Source organism: Nonomuraea maheshkhaliensis, assembly GCF_039529435.1.
GTDB classification, from domain to species: Bacteria; Actinomycetota; Actinomycetes; order Streptosporangiales; family Streptosporangiaceae; genus Nonomuraea; species Nonomuraea maheshkhaliensis.
Map to the genome: position 1 here is coordinate 45,902 of NZ_BAAAMU010000047.1, position 15,688 is coordinate 61,589.

Genomic DNA, 15,688 nt, shown 5'->3' on the forward strand with positions numbered 1-15,688 from the left:
GTCAACCGGCCGCGCGGGCCGGCACTTCCCGTCAGGCGACGACGATCGCGGCGATCACCAGCACCACCGCGACCACCAGCACCCCGATCGCGTCGTAGGACCACGTCATCCGGGCCGGCGCCGCCTGGCCGTCGCGGCGCCTGGCCGACTCGGCGCGCTCGCGGATCTGGTCGCCCACCCAGTCGGCGTGCGTCTTGCCGGAGAACGCCTCCGCCGCCGCCTGCTCGCCCTTCGTCAGGGTCGGCTCGGTCTTGAAGCGCCCCCGCTGCGGCGCGGGGGCGCCGCGCCGCTGCGCCTTGGCCCGCTCACGCGCGCTGCTCATCGGCGTCCACAGCCGCAGCACCTGCTCCTCGCCGTGGTGCACGTTGATGGAGTGGGACACCGTGACGTCCTCGATCGAGGCCCAGGGCACGAACGTGGTGCGGAACGGGTTGCGCCCCACCAGCCCCGCCTCCGTGAGCACGGTGGCGGGGCGCAGCGCCACCGCGTAGACGAGCGCCGTCAGCGCCCCCAGCACGGCCAGCGCCACCAGCGACGCCTTCCCGCTGTAGCGGACGATCAGGTCGAAGACGTTGAAGGCCACGAAGGCCAGCCACACCCATGCCAGCACAAACGCGGTCCTGGACCGGTAGGTCTGCTTCACGGCTGCCACTTCAGCTGCGCGAACCCCGGCTTGATCCGGCCGTTGATCAGCGCCAGCCGCTCGTCGAACGGGAGGAACGCCGACTTCATCGCGTTGACCGTGAACCACTGCAGATCGTCCCAGCCGTAGCCGAACGCCTCGACCAGCTTGAGAAACTCCAGCGACAGGCCGGTCGCGCTCATCAGCCGGTTGTCGGTGTTGACGGTGACGCGGAAGTGCAGCCGCCGCAGCAGCCCGATGGGGTGGTCGGCGATCGACGCGGCCGCTCCGGTCTGCAGGTTGGACGTGGGGCACATCTCCAGCGGAATGCGCTTGTCGCGAACGTACGCCGCCAGCCGCCCCAGCTTCGCCGACCCGTCCTCGGACACGGAGATGTCGTCGATGATGCGCACCCCGTGGCCGAGCCGGTCGGCGCCGCACCACTGGATGGCCTGCCAGATCGACGGCAGCCCGAACCCCTCGCCCGCGTGAATGGTGAAGTGGGCATTTTCCCGCTGGAGGTATTCGAACGCGTCGAGGTGACGCGTGGGCGGGTAGCCGGCCTCGGCGCCCGCGATGTCGAAGCCCACCACGCCGCCGTCGCGGTAACGCACCGCCAGCTCGGCGATCTCCCTGGAACGCGCCTGGTGCCGCATGGCCGTCAGCAGGGTGCCGACACGGATGCCGCGCCCTTCCGAGCCGCGCGCGAACCCCTCCAGCACCGCCTCCACGACCTGGTCGAGGCTCAGGCCCGTGGTGGTGTGCTGCTCGGGCGCGAAGCGCACCTCGGCGTAGACGACGCCGTCGGCGGCCAGGTCTTCGGCGCACTCGGCGGCCACGCGCACCAGCGACTCGCGCGTCTGCATGACGCCGACCGTGTGGTCGAACGTCTCCAGGTAGCGTTCGAGCGAACCGGAGTCGGCCGCCTCCTCGAACCACTGGCGCAGGTTGTCGGGATCGTGGGTGGGCAGCCGGCCGTAGTCGGTCTCCCTGGCCAGCTCGACGATCGTCTCGGCGCGGAGCCCGCCGTCGAGGTGATCGTGCAGCAACACCTTGGGAGCCCGCCGGATCTCGTCAAGCGTGGGCCTCATCAGGCCATGATATGAGCACCGCCCACCACCCGGTCAGCCCCACTCGGTCAGCGCGCGCCGGCCGGCCGCGCCCCGTATGTCCCGCGCCGGTCAGCGACGCCCGGTCGGCCCCGTTCGTCAGTCTCGTCCGGCGCCGTCAGGGGAGAAGGCGGGCAGGCACACGGCGATGTACTCGGCGCCCTCGGGCCCGGCGCTGTAGCGGACCTTCTCCCCCGGCGAGGTCACCACCGACTGCCCGGCCTCGACCAGCGTCGTGCCCTCGTCGTGCGCCACGATCACCGTGCCGCGCAGCACCACCGTGTATTCGGTGAACGCCGGCGTCTGCGGCGGCTCCTCCCAGCCGGGCGGGGCGACCATGTGAGCGATCGAGATCGCCTCGTCGCCGCTGCTGACGCGACCCACGTGCTCGTCGATGAGCTTGCCGCCTGGTACGGGAATGCGGGCCGGAGCCCCGATCTTTCTGACCACCAGGTCAGTGTGCCACGTCCAGGACCAGGCGGTTCGGCGACCTCTGCTCCGTGACCTGGAACGCGGCCTGCCTGTCCAGCACCAGCCCGATCCCGACGCGGCCCTCGAAGTCGCCGGTCCTGACGACGTCGGCCAGATTGGCCAGCCCGGCCGGGTAGACGGGCCCGCCGCTCCAGGTGGGCTCGCCGTTCTCGTCATGGGCCTGCGCGGGGAAGAGCGTGAGCTGAAGGTACGCGCCACCGCGCACGCCGATCGGTTTGCCCGAGCCGTCCTGGACGAACTCGTCCACCCATTTCACGTTGTATCCGGGCATGCCGCCCTTGAGGTCCACCACCAGCCGGTCGTAGCCGTCGTGGGCGGCGAAACGCACCCCCGTCACGACGGCAGGTTCGGTGCCGCTCCGGTCGACGTCCACCTCGGCGGTGCTGGTCGGGGCCCCGGGAGCGGCGGAGGCCGAGCCGGTCTCCGTGCTGCCAGGGGTCTGCGGCAACGTGGCCTGCCGGACGGTGCCGCACGCGGTCAGCCCTGTGGTCAGCGCCGATGTCAACACGGCCAGGCAGGCCACCATGACGGCCGCACGGGTGCGCGGCGACCGGCCGGCGGACGTGGATGACGAGCGCATGCCCGATAAATGCCCAGCCTTGGGGCGCGCCACGCCGGGCCTCGCGCCACCGCGATCAGACCGACCGGCGTGCCACCGCCTCCGCCGTCAGACCGACCGGCGCCATCGCCATAGGCAGACCGACCGGGTGCCGCCGCCGTCAGACGGCCTCGTACACCCGTGCTTCCTGCGGCTCGGCGTCCGGCACCGCCTTGCGGGCGCGCAGGCCGGTGGCCGAGATCACCAGCCCGACCAGCGCCAGCACCAGCGACACCACGATCGCCGCGCGCAGCGCCCCGATGGACAGGGTCTCACCGCCCGAGGTGAGCACGGCGGTCACGACGGCCAGCACGATCGCGCCGCCCACCTGCCCCGAGGTGTTCAGCAGGCCGGAGGCCAGCCCCTGCTCGTCGTCGTGCACGCCGCTGGTGGCCTGGATGTTCAGCGAGGGGAACGACAGCGCGAACGCGATGCCCAGCAGGACCATGCCGGGGATCACCATGCCGCCCAGGCTGGGGGTGCGGTCGATGCCGAGGAAGATCGCGTACCCGCCGGCCAGCGCGGCGGCGCCGATGACGATCAGCTTGCCGGTCCCGAACCGGTCGGCGAAGTCGCCCATCTTGGTCGAGGTGACCGCGACGAGCACGCCGGCGGGCAGGAACGCCATGGCGGTGCCGAGGGCCGACCAGCCCAGCAGGTTCTGGAAGTACTGCATGGCGACGAACTGGAACGACACGTACGAGCCCATGAGGATGAGCAGCCCCAGGTTGGCCCGCACGATGTGGCCGGAGCGCAGGATGCCCAGCCGCACCAGCGGGTGCCGCACCTTGAGCTCGGTCACCACGAACAGCGCGAGCAGCGCGGCCACGCCCGCGAGCGAGCCGATCGTGCGCAGGGAGGCCCAGCCCGCCTCGGGGGCCTGCACGACGGTGAAGACCAGCAGCAACATCGACGCGGTGATGGTCACGGCGCCGACCAGGTCGTGACCGCCTTCGGCCCGCTCCTCCCGGCCTCGCGGCAGCACCTTCAACGCGGCGACCAGCGCGATGACCGCGACCGGCACCGGCATCAGCAACGTCCACCGCCAGCCGATCTCGGTCAGCAGGCCGGACAGCACGAGACCGAGCGAGTAGCCGCTGGCCCCCGAGGCGGTGAAGAAGCTCAACGCCCGGTTACGCTCGGGCCCCTCGGCAAACGTGGTCGTGATGATCGACAACGCGGCCGGCGCCGTGAACGCGGCGGCCACACCCTTGACGAACCGGGCCACGATCAGCAGGCCGCCGTCGTCCACGATGCCACCGAGCAACGACGCCACGGCGAAGACGCCCAGCGCGACCAGGAACACCCTGCGCCGCCCGAGCAGGTCGGCGGTCCTGCCCCCGAGCAGAAGAAGACCGCCGTAGCCGAGCACGTAGCCGCTGACCACCCACTGCAGGGCGGAGGTGTCAAGACCCAGGTCGTGCTGGATGGCCGGCAGGGCGACGCCGACCATCGACACGTCAAGGGCGTCAAGGAATAGCACTGCGCAGAGCACGGCGAGCGCGCCCCAACGGGATGAGGTAGAGGACATGAGTCAGAACAATACATGCACGCACATCTAATGCAACTGCATTTAATGTCGTTGCATGAGATTTACGGAAGTGGTAGCCTCCGCGACATGGACGAGGAGCTCGTGGTCGACACCTGGCATTACGTCCTGGGCAGGCATGCCAAGGCGATGTGCGCGCTGGAGCGGGAGCTGGGCGATCGGCACGGCCTGGGGCCCAGCGAGTTCGAGGTGCTCGACCGGATCGTCCATCACGACAGGAAGCTGCGCATCCAGGAGCTGTGCGAAGAGGTCCATCTGAGCCAGAGCGCGCTGTCGCGGGTGGTGGCCAGGCTGGAGAAGGCGTCGCTGGTCTCGCGCGGGGTGTGCGACGCGGACCGGCGCGGGGTGTACGTCTGCATCACGGACGAGGGCCGCTCCCGCCACGCCGAAGCCCTGCCGACGCAGCGGGCGGTCCTCACCGAGATCTTCGCCGACGCCCCGATCCCGGGCCTGCCGACCACCGGCCCGGTCCCCGCTCAGAGAGCGAGCCGGTGATCGCGGCACCCTAAGGGCCGGTGATCGCGGCAGCCCAAGGGCCGATGATCGCGAAAACCTGAGGAGCGTGAAGGGCTACGAGGCGGTGATGCGGTCGATGACCAGCGGCAACTGCTCCTCGCTCGCCTCCCCCACCGCATAGCCGTCCCGCAACGCCTCGACCGCCCGATCGAAGCGCCACGTCTCATCCGTGTGCAGCGTCAGCAACGGCTGCCCGGCCCGCACCAGATCCCCCGGTTTGGCATGCAGCACGACCCCGGCGCCCGCCGAGACCGGGTCCTCCTTGCGCGCCCGCCCGGCCCCGAGCCGCCAGGCGGCCAGCCCCACCGCGTACGCGTCCAGCCGCGTCAGCACCCCGGACGCGGGCGCCTCCACGGTCATCGTCTCGGCCGCCCTGGGCAGCAGCGCGTCCGGGTCGCCGCCCTGGGCCGCGATCATGCGCCGCCAGGCGTCCATCGCCGAGCCGTCCTTCAGCGCCTGCTCAGGGTCTTTGCCCGAGGACACCCCGGCGGCCGCCAGCATCTCCCGCGCCAGCCGTACGGTCAGCTCGACCACGTCGGCGGGACCTCCGCCGGCCAGCACCTCGACCGACTCCTCGACCTCCAGCGCGTTGCCCACGGCCCGCCCGAGCGGCCGGTCCATCGCGGTCAGCAGCGCGACCGTGCGCACGCCCGCGTCGGTCCCGAGCGCGACCATGGTCTCGGCCAGCTCCCTGGCGTCGGCGACGTTCTTCATGAACGCGCCCGAGCCCACCTTCACGTCGAGAACGAGCGAGCCCGTCCCCTCGGCGATCTTCTTCGACATGATGGACGAGGCGATCAGCGGGATCGACTCGACGGTGCCGGTGACGTCGCGCAGGGCGTAGAGCTTCTTGTCGGCCGGGGCCAGCCCGGAGCCGGCCGCGCACACGACCGCGCCCGCCGCGCGCAGCACGCCCAGCATCTCGTCGTTGGACAGCGAGGCCCGCCAGCCGGGGATCGCCTCCATCTTGTCCAGGGTGCCGCCGGTGTGGCCGAGCCCGCGGCCCGACAACTGCGGCACGTACGCCCCGCAGGCCGCCACCAGCGGCGCCAGCGGCAACGTGATCTTGTCTCCGACCCCGCCGGTCGAGTGCTTGTCGGCCGTGGGCCGATCGAGCGCCGACCAGTCCATGCGCTCGCCCGAGCGGATCATGGCCTGGGTCCAGTCGGCGATCTCGCGCCGGTTCATGCCGTTCAGCAGGATCGCCATGGCCAGCGCGGACATCTGCTCGTCGGCGACGTCGCCGCGCGTGTACGCGCCGATCACCCAGTCGATCTGCTCCGTGGTCAGCTCGCCCCGGTCACGCTTGGCGCGGATGACCTCGATGGCGTCCATCACGCGCTCCTGCTGAGGTCCTGCGGCCCGAACGCGTACGGCAGGATCTCGGCCATCCGCTTCGGGCCGTCCTCGGTCTCCAGCACCAGGTCCTCGCCGCCGAACTCGTACAGGAGCTGGCGGCAGCGCCCGCACGGCATGAGCAGCTCACCGTGGCCGTCCACGCAGGTGAAGGCGACCAGCCGGCCGCCGCCCGAGCGCTGCAGCGCCGAGACCAGGCCGCACTCGGCGCACAGGCCCAGGCCGTAGGAGGCGTTCTCGACGTTGCAGCCGGTGACGATCCGCCCGTCGTCCACCAGGGCGGCCGCCCCGACGGGAAACTTCGAGTACGGCGCGTACGCGTGCCGCATGGCCTCCCTGGCCTCGTCCCGCAGGCCGTCCCAGTCGATGTTCAATGTTGTTCCCCCCGGCGATAGCTGACGCCGTCGGCCTTGGGCATCCGCAGGCGCTGCGAGGCGACCAGGAGCACGAGCAGCGTGAGCACGTGTGGCGTGATGAAGATGAAGTCGTTGGGCAGCTGGTCGATGGTCAGCCAGAGCCAGAACAGGAAGACGGCGCCGAGCGCGGCCACGCCCATCAGGGTGTACTGGCGGGGCCCTGGGGCGGCCAGTTCGGCCGGCCGGTCGGCGGAGAGCAGGCGGCGGATCTGCAGGCCGAGATAGACCAGCAGCAGCACCGCGCCGAACAGGAAGAACGTGTTGACCGCCGGGGCACTGCGCAGCTGCAGCCCGTTGGCGTAGCCGAACAGCGCGGAGCCGGCCGCGAGGCCGCCGGGCCGCCAGTTGCCGAAGATCATCGCGGCCAGGCCGATGAAGCCGCGCCCCTGCGTCTGGCCCTCGACGTACTTGTCGGAGACGAAGACCAGGAACACGCCACCGAGCCCGGCGAAGGCGCCGGAGATGACGACGGCGACGTACTTGATCCGGTAGACGTTGACGCCGAGCGACTCGGCCGCCCACGGGTTCTCGCCGGCCGAGCGCAGCCGCAGGCCGAAGGCGGTGTGCCAGAGCACGTAGAACGTCAGCGGCAGCAGGAGCACGGCCAGGATCACCAGCACGTTGACGTTGTGCGTGACCCCGCGCAGGATGCCGGCCAGGTCGGAGAGCAGGAACCAGTGGGTGCTCTCCAGTCTGCCGAGCAGGTCGGGCCCGGCGGAGAGCAGGGGCAGGTTGAACTCCGGCGTCTGCCCGCTGACGGCGGGCGAGGAGGTGATGCCGGCGCCTGCCTCGCCGGCCGGCGTGCCCTCCTTGTAGAGGACCTCCGACAGGAAGCGGGTGATGCCGGGGCCGAGCAGGTTGATGGCGACGCCGCTGATGATGTGGTCGACGCCGAACGACACGGTCGCGATGGCGTGCAGGAGCCCGCCGAGCGCGCCGCCGATCAGCCCGGCTACCAGCGCGCCCACGGGACCCCACTGGTAGCCGCCCCAGCCGGCGAACCAGGTGCCGAGCACCATCATGCCTTCGAGGCCGATGTTGACCACGCCGGCCCGTTCGGCCCACAGGCCGCCGAGACCGGCCAGGGCGATCGGCACGGCCAGCAGCAGCGCGGCGCCGATCGTGCCGGAGGAGGTGAGGTCGTTGAAGCCGGTCAGGACGCGGACCGCCGACACCACCAGGATGAGCCCGGCGACGCCGATGAGCGCCAGGTGATACTTGCGGACCCTGGTCATGCTGCCACCTCAACGGGGGTGTTCCTGCCGAGCTGCTGGGCGGCTCGCCGTTCTTCGAGTCTGAGCGCGATCCGGTTGGTCACCTCGTTGGCCACGACGACCAGCAGCACGATCGCGCCCTGGATGATCGTGACGACGGACGCGGGGATGTCGGCGAACTGCAGCGCGCCCTGGGCCCGGTCGAGGAAGGCGAACAGCAGCGCGGCGACCGCGATGCCGAGGGGCTTGTTGCGGCCGAGCAGCGCGACCGCGATGCCGAGGAAACCCAGGCCCGCGGTGAAGTTGGAGCCGAAGGCGCCCCGGTCGCCGAGGATCTCGGGCAGGCCGATGAGGCCGGCGATCCCGCCGGACAGCACCATGGCCGCGATCACCATGGTCTTGGGGTTGACGCCGGAGGCGAGCGCGGCGGGCCCGTTGAGCCCGCTGGCCTTGATGTTGAAACCGAACCGGGTGCGCTCCAGCACGAGCCAGATCACCACGCCGAGCACGACGGCCACGATGAGGAAACCCCACAGGCCGCCGTTGCGGGTGGGCGCCACCATGCCGAACCACTCGAAGACGAAGTTCAGGTCGGGGAACATGCCGGACGGCGGCAGCGGCGGGGTGGTCGTGGTGAGCTGGCCCTGCGCGCGCTCGCCCGCGAACGGGCCGCGGACCAGATAGGCCGACACGGCGATCGCGATGTAGTTGAGCATGATCGTGGAGATGACCTCGTTCACGCCCCTGGTCACCTTCATGACGGCGGGGATGAGCGCGTACAGGCCGCCCACCGCGGCCGCGACCAGGATGATGACCCCGATCTGGATGGGGGCGGGGGCGGTGAACGTGGAGCCCACGTACGCGGCGCAGAGGGCCGCGACGCGGTACTGGCCCTCGACGCCGATGTTGAAGAGGTTCATGCGGAAGCCGACGGCCACCGCCAGCCCGGCGATGAACAGCGGCACCGCCCGGTTGAGGAAGACGGCGACGGAGTTCGACTCCGCCGACTCGCTTCTGCCGAAGTCGAAGAAGGCGGCCAGCGCGTCGAGCGGGCTGCCGCCCGCGATGACGATGGCCACACTGCAGATCGCGATCGCCAGGACGACGGCGACGGCGGCGCCGGCGACGGTGAGCAGTGCCCGGTTGAGCCCGGCGGGCATCACGTCTCCTCAGTTCCGGCGATCGCGCCGGTCATGTAACCGCCCAGCCGTTCGGGCGTGATCTCGGAAGGGTCGAGCGCGGCCACGAGCCGGCCGCGGTAGATGACCTGGATCGAGTCGGACAGGCCGATCAGCTCGTCGAGGTCGGCGGAGATGAGCAGCACGGCCAGCCCGGCGGCGCGGGCGTCGCGCAGATGGTCCCAGATCGCGGCCTGGGCGCCGACGTCGACGCCGCGCGTGGGATGCGCGGCGATGAGGAACGCGGGTTCGCCGCTCATCTCGCGGCCCACGATCAGCTTCTGCTGGTTGCCACCCGACAGGGCCAGGGCCAGCGTGTCGACGCCGGGGGTGCGGACGTCGTACGCCTCGATGATGCGCTGGGTGTCGGCCTTCGAGGCCCGCCGGTCCACCCAGATGCCGTTGCGCGCGGGCTTCCTGGTCTGGTGGCCGAGCACGCGGTTCTCCCAGAGCGAGGCCTCCAGCAGCAGGCCCTGGCGGTGCCGGTCCTCCGGGATGTAGCCGATGCCGGCCTCGCGGCGGCGCAGCGTGGACCAGCCGCTGACGTCGCGCCCGTTCAGCTCGACGCGGCCGTGTGCGGCGCGGATGCCCATGACGGCCTCGATCAGCTCCGACTGGCCGTTGCCCTCGACGCCGGCGATGCCCAGGATCTCGCCCTTGCGCACCTGGAGCGAGACCTCGTCGAGCAGCAGCCGCTTGCCCTCGGCGCGCAGCCGGGCGGCGTATTCGCCGACGGAGACGCCCTTGGGCAGGGGGTGGTGGCCGTCGGCTTCGACGGTGAGCTCGGAGACCCGCAGCGCGACCGTGTCGGTCACCGTGGATTCGCGGGTCTCGGGGGTCGGCAGTTCGCTGCCCACCATCAGCTCGGCGAGCTGGCGCGCGGTGACGTCGCCGGGATCGACGCTGGCGACGGTGGTGCCGCGGCGGATCACGGTGATGGCGTCGGCGATGCCGAGCACCTCGTCGAGCTTGTGGGAGATGAAGATGACCGTCAGGCCCTCGGCCTTGAGCTCGCGCAGGTTCTGGAAGAGCTCGTCCACCTCCTGCGGCACGAGCACGGCGGTCGGCTCGTCGAGGATGAGGATGCGGGCGCCGCGGTAGAGCACCTTGAGGATCTCGACGCGCTGGCGGTCGCCGACGCCGAGGTCCTCGACCAGCCGGTCGGGATCGACGCGCAGGCCGTGGGCGGTGGCCAGCTCGGTGATGCGCTTGCGGGCCGCGGCCGTGTCGAGCCGTCCGGCCCGCTTCGGCTCGGCGCCGAGGATGATGTTCTCCAGCACCGTGAAGTTGTCGGCGAGCATGAAGTGCTGGTGCACCATGCCGATCCCGACCGCGATGGCGTCACTCGGCGTGCGGAAGCTGACCTCCGTGCCGTTGACCTTGATCGTCCCCTCGTCCGGCTTCTGCATGCCGTAGAGGATCTTCATCAGGGTGGACTTGCCCGCGCCGTTCTCCCCGACGATGGCGTGCACCGTGCCGGGCTGGACGGTGATGCGGATGTCGTGGTTCGCGACGACACCGGGGAAACGCTTGGTGATGCCCTCCAGCTCTACGGCGGGTCGCGCCGTGGCCAGGGTGTCAGCACTCATTTCGCCTCTCCTAGAGCGGGTGGGCGACATAGACAGAAGGCCCGAAGTTTACGGACTCCGGGCCCTCATCTGTCACTCATACCCCAGTTACGGCTTGGCAGGAACCGTGATCTTGCCGTCGACGATGTCCTGCTTGGCAGCGTCGAGCTTGTCCTTGATGTCGTCGATCTCGCCGCCCGTGGTGGACAGGCCGACGCCGTCGACCTTGAGGTCGTACGTCACGTTCGAGCCGCCCTTGGCGCCACCCTGGAACGCCTTGATGAACTCGAAGACGCCGACGTCGACGCGCTTGAGCATCGAGGTCATGATGACGGACTGCAGGTCGGTCTCCTTGACCGTCTGGCGCTGGTCGGAGTCGACGCCGATGGCCTTCTTCTTGGCCGCGGCGGCCGCCTGGAACACGCCGAGGCCGGAGTCGCCGGAGGCGTGGTAGACGATGTCGGCGCCGTCCTGGTACATCTTCTCGGCCGCGACCTTGCCCTTGTCGGGGGCCTTGAAGCCGGAGAAGTCGCCGTCGGGGGTGAGGTAGGTGACGTCGATCTTGGCGTCCGCCTTGACCGACTTCACCCCGGCCACGAAGCCGGCCTCGAACTTCTTGATCAGGTCGGACTCGACGCCGCCGACGAAGCCGACGTGGCCGCTCTCCGACTTGTTCGCCGCGGCCACGCCCGCCAGGTAGGAGCCCTGCTCCTCGGCGAACAGCAGGCCGGTCACGTTGGGCGCGTTGGAGGCGGAGTCGACGACCGCGAACTGGATGTCCGGGTATTCCTCTGCGGTCTTCTTGATGTCCTCGCCGTAGGCGAAGCCGACCCCGATGATCGGGTTGTAGCCGGCGTCCGCGAGCTGGCGCAGCAGGTCGCCGCGGTTGGAGCCGTCAGCGGACGGGCTCAGCTCCTTGATCTCGGCACCGAGGTCCGTCTTGGCCTTCTCCAGGCCGGCGTAGGCGGCGTCGTTGAAGGACTTGTCACCGCGCCCGCCGACGTCGAACGCGAGACCCACCTTGAGCGCGTCCTTCGGCGCCTCGCTGGCCGCGCCGGTCGGCTCCTGACTCGCCGTGGTGCCCCCACCATCGCCGCCACCACAGGCGGCCGCTGCCATGAGCATGACGCCGGCGACCGAGCCGAGCGCCATCCTGTTGAATCGCTTGCCGAGCAAGGCGACTCCCTTCCATTTCCCCGCCGCCGAATCTCATCGCAGGCGCGAAGAAACGTACGGCACCTGCACGGAAGATAGTTGCTTGACCAGGGCTAACCAAACCGGGACACAGGGTCGCAACCTGTCCGTTATCGACATCAGTCGCGTCCGTGACCTGTGTCGCAGTTTTGTGACACAGCAGGGGCTCGACGAAATTTTGCCCAACTTTGGTGCACGATCACCCCTTGCCCCGAACCCCCATCGTGTCAGAGATTCCCACCGACGGTGGAAACCTCATATCGGAGCCCCGCATGCACCTTCGCAAGGCTTTATCCAAGCTCATCGTGCCATTGACCGCACTGTTGGTGGCGAGCCTGGCGGGCACCGCGCCCGCCGCGGCCACGCCGGCCACCCCGGCGATCAAGGTCGAGAACAACGCCACCCAGCCGATCTTCTCCCGGGCGGAGGCCATCAGCCAGACGGTGTTCGTCGAGGTCGCGGGCACCGACAGCGACAACGACGGCAGGCCGGACCGGGTGGCCGTGGACATCCTGCGACCCAAGGAGACCGACCAGGGGCTGAAGGTCCCGGTCATCATGGAGGCGAGCCCGTACTACGCGGGCGGCAACGACGTCGCCAACCACCCCGTGGACGTGGACGCGAACGGCAACCCGCTGCCCGCGCTGAGGTCCGCCTCGCCCAAGCTGGCCGCCGAGCCGTTCGACGGCTACTACGACAACTACTTCGTGCCCCGCGGCTACGCCATCGCCCTGGTCGAGAACATCGGCAGCGGGCGCGCCACCGGCTGCCCCACCTCGGGCGACCGCAACGAGACGGCCGGCCCGAAGGCCGCCATCGACTGGCTGAACGGCCGCGCCAAGGGCTTCGACGCCGCGGGCGAACCGGTCCGGGCCACCTGGGCGACCGGCAAGGTCGGCATGATCGGTGTCTCCTACAACGGCACGCTGCCGAACGCCGTCGCCGCCACCGGCGTCAAGGGCCTGGAGACGATCGTCCCGATCGCCGCCATCTCCAGCTGGTACGACTACTACCGCGCCAACGGCGGCGTCCTGGCCCCCGGCGGGTTCCAGGGCGAAGACCTCGACGTGCTCGCCAAGTACGTGCTGACCAGGGAGAACGGCCAGGAGGTCTGCGGCGCGCTGATGGATCAGCTGACCGCCACCCAGGACCGGATCACCGGCGACTACAGCCCGCTCTGGGACGCCCGCAACTACCTGAACGACGTGCGCAAGGTCAAGGCCAGCGTCTTCGTCGTGCACGGGCTCAACGACTGGAACGTCAAGACCAAGCAGTTCGCGCAGTGGTGGTACGCCCTGGCCGAGCGGCACGTCCCGCGCAAGATCTGGCTGCACCAGGGCACCCACATGAACCCCTTCAACCTGCGTACGGAGGAGTGGCTGCGCCAGCTGCACGGCTGGTTCGACCACTGGCTGTACGGCATCGACTCGGGCATCATGCGCGAGCCGCAGGCCGACGTGGAGATCGCGCCCGGTCAGTGGGGCCGGCACGCCTCATGGCCGCTGCCCGGCACCGTCACCGTGCCGCTCCACCCGGGGCCCGGCTCGTCACTGGGGCTGTTGCCGCGCCCGCGCACGGCCAAGGAGTCGTTCACGGACCAGAAGACGAGGACGGCCGAGCAACTCGTGGAGGCGGAGGGGGCGGACCCGAACCGGCTGGCGTACACGACCAAGGTGCTGCCCGCCGACGTGCGCGTCTCGGGGACGCCGACCGTGTCGGTGCGGGCCTCCATGAAGGACGGGGCCTCGCCGTACCTGACGGCGCTGCTGGTGGACTACGGCACCGATGTGCGGCCCAACGGGAGCCTGGTCTCGACCGGCCAGAACTACTGTTACGGCCAGGGCATCCCCGGTGACACCGGCTGCACCGTCCTGCGCACGCTCGGCACCTCAACGACCCCGTACAAGATCGTCACCAGGGGCTGGCTCGACGTGCGCAACCGGCACCGCGCCGACCGCACGGAACCGCTGCGGCCAGGCAAGGAGTACTCCTTCACCTGGGACTTCCAGCCGACCGACTACCTGTTCAAGAAGGGACACCGGCTGGGTCTGGTGATCATCTCGACCGACTACGACTACACCCTGCGCTATCCGGCGGGCACCAAGGTCACCGTCTCGCCCGGCCAGTCGGCCCTCCACCTCCCGGTGGTGCTCGGCAAGCTGTTCTGAGTCACCCGCGCAGGCCAGTGAAAACCAACGACCCCGCCGCCCGCTCCCCCAGGAAACTCCGCCGCTGTGCGGCGGAGAGGGAGCGGGGGGGGGGGGGGGGGGGGGGGGGGGGGGCCCGGCGGGGACGGTGTCTCCGGCCGGGCGGCGCGGGCTCAGGCCATGGCGCTCGTGATCGAGTCGAGCGGGCCGACCTCCCACAGCGAGGTCAGCGCCGTGGTGGCCATGACCCTGACCCCCATGGCGATGGCCTGCTCGTCCACGTCGAACGTGCCCTGGTGGATGTCGTAGGTGATCCCGTCGGGCGAGCGCGTGCCGAGCCGGGCGAACGCTCCGGGGATCGACTCCAGGTACCAGGCGAAGTCCTCGCCGCCGAGCGACTGCTGTGTGGGGACGACCGCCCCCGCGCCCAGCGCCTGCTCGGCCGCCTCGCCCAGCATCTCGACGCTGACCTCGTCGTTGACCACCGGCGGCACCCCGCGCGTGTAGTCAAGGGTGGCCTCGACGCCGTAGGCGCTCGCGACCGACTCCAGCAGCGACTTGATCAGGTCGGGGGCGGCGTGCCAGGCGTCCTCGTCGAGGCAGCGCACGGTGCCCTCCGCCACCCCGTCGTCGGGGATGGCGTTGGCCGCCGAGCCCGCGACGACCTTGCCCCAGACGAGGCTGAGCGACGAGCGCGGGTCGACCCGGCGCGACAGCGCGGCGGGCAGCTCGGTGAGGATCTTGGCCAGCGCGAAGACGAGGTCGGCGGTCAGGTGGGGACGGGCGGTGTGGCCGCCGGGCCCGGACACCCGCACCGCGATCTTGTCGCAGGCGGAGGTGATGGGCCCGGCCCGCAGGCCGAGCTGGCCGACGTCGACCCGCGGGTCGCAGTGGAGGCCGAAGATGCGGTCGACGCCGCTGATGCCGCCCTGGGCCATGACCTCAAGCGCGCCGCCGGGCAGCTCCTCGGCGGGCTGGAAGATCAGGCGTACGCGGCCGGGCAGCAGCCCGGCGGCGGCCTGCTGGGCGAGGAAGAGCGAGGTGCCGAGCAGCACCGTGGTGTGCACGTCGTGGCCGCAGGCGTGGCAGGCTCCGGCCACGGTCGAGCGGTAGGCCACGTCCTTCTCGTCCTGCAGCGGCAGCGCGTCGATGTCGGCCCGCAACGCGATGGTCGGCCCGTCGCCGCTGCCCACGTCGCAGATCAGCCCCGTGCCTCGCGGCAGCACCGAAGGGGTCAGCCCGGCGGCGGTGAGCCGCTCGGCGATCCGCTGCGTGGTGCGGTATTCGGCGAAGGCCAGTTCGGGGTGCATGTGCAGGTCGCGGCGGAAGGCCACGAGATCCTGCTCCATCTCCGCCAGGAACGCGTCGAGTTCCCCCCGAAGCTCACGTCCCCGCATATGTCACCATCCCGTCCCATGCCGCGCGGCCCCACACGTGTCGGCCATCGCGGCTCATGCGCGTCAAATAAACCATCCCATCCCGTGGTGGCCACCCGGTTAGAGCGGCCGCTCGGCGAATCCAAAGACACACCCACTGGTTTCGGTGCGCGAGATCGTCAGCACGGGCTTCGCATTCATCGTCGCGAGCGCCGCTCCGGCCGGGAGCACAGCGGTCGGCCGTGAGCCCGATGGCGATGCTTCGACTTTATCGCTCTCGTGCCGCTTCGCGCCGACAGTCACACCAAAAGTTAGCCGATGACACGACCGTAACCGCAGGTCGTCACGCTCCG

General features: G+C 70.5%; 14 protein-coding genes. 2 read left to right on the top strand and 12 right to left on the bottom strand.

The window, feature by feature from the left end; all coding sequences use genetic code 11:
- Positions 1 to 31 precede the first annotated feature (31 nt).
- The 5 genes from ABFX54_RS28440 to ABFX54_RS28460 all read right to left on the bottom strand — a co-directional run bounded on the left by ABFX54_RS28440 (position 32) and on the right by ABFX54_RS28460 (position 4,304).
- The gene (locus tag ABFX54_RS28440; RefSeq protein WP_346109620.1) at positions 32 to 643 is read right to left on the bottom strand and encodes a PH domain-containing protein; all 612 of its coding nucleotides are present in this window, start codon (positions 641 to 643) and stop codon (positions 32 to 34) included.
- The gene (locus ABFX54_RS28445; RefSeq protein WP_346109621.1) at positions 640 to 1,713 is read right to left on the bottom strand and encodes an adenosine deaminase; all 1,074 of its coding nucleotides are present in this window, start codon (positions 1,711 to 1,713) and stop codon (positions 640 to 642) included. The genes ABFX54_RS28440 and ABFX54_RS28445 overlap by 4 nt, the downstream gene beginning before the upstream one ends.
- Positions 1,714 to 1,830: 117 nt before the next feature.
- Positions 1,831 to 2,181 (bottom strand): cupin domain-containing protein, encoded by a 351-nt coding sequence (locus tag ABFX54_RS28450; protein ID WP_106236343.1) that lies wholly within the window; start codon positions 2,179 to 2,181, stop codon positions 1,831 to 1,833.
- 4 nt (positions 2,182 to 2,185) lie between these two features.
- Positions 2,186 to 2,803, bottom strand: a complete 618-nt coding sequence (locus ABFX54_RS28455; protein WP_346109622.1) for an AMIN-like domain-containing (lipo)protein — start codon at positions 2,801 to 2,803, stop codon at positions 2,186 to 2,188.
- Between the two features lie 139 nt (positions 2,804 to 2,942).
- On the bottom strand, positions 2,943 to 4,304 hold the full coding sequence (locus ABFX54_RS28460; RefSeq protein ID WP_346109623.1) for an MFS transporter: 1,362 nt from the start codon (positions 4,302 to 4,304) through the stop codon (positions 2,943 to 2,945).
- A 135-nt stretch (positions 4,305 to 4,439) separates the two neighbouring features.
- On the opposite strand from ABFX54_RS28460, the gene ABFX54_RS28465 reads away from it, so the two are divergent.
- Positions 4,440 to 4,865: a MarR family winged helix-turn-helix transcriptional regulator gene (locus ABFX54_RS28465; protein ID WP_346109624.1), complete on the top strand. Its 426-nt coding sequence runs from the start codon at positions 4,440 to 4,442 to the stop codon at positions 4,863 to 4,865.
- Positions 4,866 to 4,940: 75 nt separating this feature from the next.
- On the opposite strand, the gene ABFX54_RS28470 is transcribed toward ABFX54_RS28465, so the two are convergent.
- The 6 genes from ABFX54_RS28470 to ABFX54_RS28495 all read right to left on the bottom strand — a co-directional run bounded on the left by ABFX54_RS28470 (position 4,941) and on the right by ABFX54_RS28495 (position 11,794).
- Positions 4,941 to 6,221 carry a thymidine phosphorylase gene (locus ABFX54_RS28470; protein ID WP_346109625.1) on the bottom strand — a complete coding sequence of 427 codons (1,281 nt, stop codon included), beginning with the start codon at positions 6,219 to 6,221 and terminating at the stop codon, positions 4,941 to 4,943.
- Positions 6,221 to 6,616: a cytidine deaminase gene (locus tag ABFX54_RS28475; protein WP_346109626.1), complete on the bottom strand. Its 396-nt coding sequence runs from the start codon at positions 6,614 to 6,616 to the stop codon at positions 6,221 to 6,223. Before ABFX54_RS28475 ends, ABFX54_RS28470 begins: the two co-directional genes overlap by 1 nt.
- Entirely contained in the window at positions 6,613 to 7,893 is a 1,281-nt protein-coding gene (locus ABFX54_RS28480; protein ID WP_346109627.1) for an ABC transporter permease, read from the bottom strand. The genes ABFX54_RS28475 and ABFX54_RS28480 overlap by 4 nt, the downstream gene beginning before the upstream one ends.
- Entirely contained in the window at positions 7,890 to 9,032 is a 1,143-nt protein-coding gene (locus ABFX54_RS28485) for an ABC transporter permease (protein WP_346109628.1), read from the bottom strand. Before ABFX54_RS28485 ends, ABFX54_RS28480 begins: the two co-directional genes overlap by 4 nt.
- Positions 9,032 to 10,639, bottom strand: coding sequence for an ABC transporter ATP-binding protein (locus ABFX54_RS28490; protein ID WP_346109629.1), 1,608 nt, complete (start codon positions 10,637 to 10,639; stop codon positions 9,032 to 9,034). Before ABFX54_RS28490 ends, ABFX54_RS28485 begins: the two co-directional genes overlap by 1 nt.
- Before the next feature lie 87 nt (positions 10,640 to 10,726).
- A complete protein-coding gene (locus tag ABFX54_RS28495) occupies positions 10,727 to 11,794 on the bottom strand; it encodes a BMP family lipoprotein (protein ID WP_346109630.1) in 1,068 nt (355 codons plus the stop codon).
- A gap of 323 nt (positions 11,795 to 12,117) precedes the next feature.
- Between ABFX54_RS28495 and ABFX54_RS28500 the strand changes: the two genes are divergently transcribed.
- Positions 12,118 to 13,980, top strand: a complete 1,863-nt coding sequence (locus ABFX54_RS28500) for a Xaa-Pro dipeptidyl-peptidase (protein WP_346109631.1) — start codon at positions 12,118 to 12,120, stop codon at positions 13,978 to 13,980.
- A 152-nt stretch (positions 13,981 to 14,132) separates the two neighbouring features.
- On the opposite strand, the gene ABFX54_RS28505 is transcribed toward ABFX54_RS28500, so the two are convergent.
- Positions 14,133 to 15,356: a M20 family metallopeptidase gene (locus ABFX54_RS28505; protein ID WP_346109632.1), complete on the bottom strand. Its 1,224-nt coding sequence runs from the start codon at positions 15,354 to 15,356 to the stop codon at positions 14,133 to 14,135.
- Positions 15,357 to 15,688 lie beyond the last annotated feature (332 nt).

Coding starts and splice junctions, on each gene's coding strand:
- ABFX54_RS28445 (WP_346109621.1), bottom strand. CDS start 1,713: ATGAGGCCCACGCTTGACGAGATCCGGCGGGCTCCCAAGGTGTTGCTG.
- ABFX54_RS28455 (WP_346109622.1), bottom strand. CDS start 2,803: ATGCGCTCGTCATCCACGTCCGCCGGCCGGTCGCCGCGCACCCGTGCG.
- ABFX54_RS28465 (WP_346109624.1), top strand. CDS start 4,440: ATGGACGAGGAGCTCGTGGTCGACACCTGGCATTACGTCCTGGGCAGG.
- ABFX54_RS28470 (WP_346109625.1), bottom strand. CDS start 6,221: ATGGACGCCATCGAGGTCATCCGCGCCAAGCGTGACCGGGGCGAGCTG.
- ABFX54_RS28480 (WP_346109627.1), bottom strand. CDS start 7,893: ATGACCAGGGTCCGCAAGTATCACCTGGCGCTCATCGGCGTCGCCGGG.
- ABFX54_RS28485 (WP_346109628.1), bottom strand. CDS start 9,032: ATGCCCGCCGGGCTCAACCGGGCACTGCTCACCGTCGCCGGCGCCGCC.
- ABFX54_RS28490 (WP_346109629.1), bottom strand. CDS start 10,639: ATGAGTGCTGACACCCTGGCCACGGCGCGACCCGCCGTAGAGCTGGAG.
- ABFX54_RS28505 (WP_346109632.1), bottom strand. CDS start 15,356: ATGCGGGGACGTGAGCTTCGGGGGGAACTCGACGCGTTCCTGGCGGAG.